Raw genomic sequence first — 1,008 nt, 5'->3', positions numbered from 1 at the left:
CGATAAGTACCACGTGCCACATCTCGTCCATCTAAAACAACAGGAACTTCCACAACTAAATCACCGCCAAGCATTGGGGTTACTCCATTACTTGATGAACCAAAAGAATTATTAACAACTTGATTTGATACACTATTTGTCATCGCCTGTCTGCTATTCGACATATTTCCATACACACCACTCATGACATTTTTTAGTCCTGCCAATTGGCTTGCGGAACTAGTCATCATACGTCCCATGTCACTCATTAATTGATTTATTTCACCTAACATAGCAAATTGACCTCGAGGCATGGCTGCTACGATTCCCGCACCAATACCTCCAAGTGTCTTTTTATTTAAAGGTAAAACAGCTTCATTACCAGCTTCGCCAGCCCCTTGTAGATTGCCACCGTTCATTCCGAATATTGTCGGCTTAGTGAAGATACCACCTTTTGCACGCCAGTCCACATTAACGCCTGATGGGATAGTGATATTTTTCCCCATAACTGTCCATGTACTAGTCTGCAAGCTAAAGTGTGGTAATTTAGGCATTTCTGGAGATGGTATTTTTAATCTTAAATTACTAAAGAATGACTTGATTTTATCTACAAATCGCTCTACTTTATCAACCGCATCTTTAATTGGATCAATAATAAATCGTTTCGCTGCTTCAAATTTTTCTTGCGCTGCATTCTTTACGGAATCGAATTTTTCTCTAGCTGAATTATATAAATCAGTAAATTTTTGCTTTGCCTGATTATAAGCGTCTGTTACTGGCTGAATAACATATTGCTTCACTAAATTCCAGGCCGCGAGTGTATACAATTTTATAGATTCCCAATTTCCTAATATCCAGTTAGCTAAATCTGAAAGCTTTTGTTTAGTTGTATTCCACAATTCTTGAACCGGTTGAATAACATACTGTTTTATTAAATTCCACCCTGCTAGTGTGTAAGAACCTGTTTAGAATCTATGGTATAATCTGTACAAAAAAGGATATTTTCTATGATACATAATTATACAAGTA

General features: G+C 36.9%; 1 pseudogene. It reads right to left on the bottom strand.

Annotation, left to right across the window (positions count from 1 at the left end):
* A pseudogene (locus tag ACQRBL_RS27915) lies at positions 1-938 on the bottom strand (phage tail tape measure protein); the annotation flags it as partial.
* Positions 939-1,008: the final 70 nt, after the last annotated feature.

Origin of the sequence: Bacillus sp. AF62, assembly GCF_050312695.1 — a bacterium.
In the GTDB taxonomy this organism is placed as follows: Bacteria; Bacillota; Bacilli; order Bacillales; family Bacillaceae_G; genus Bacillus_A; species Bacillus_A cereus.
This window is presented reverse-complemented; position numbering and strand designations above follow the sequence as displayed.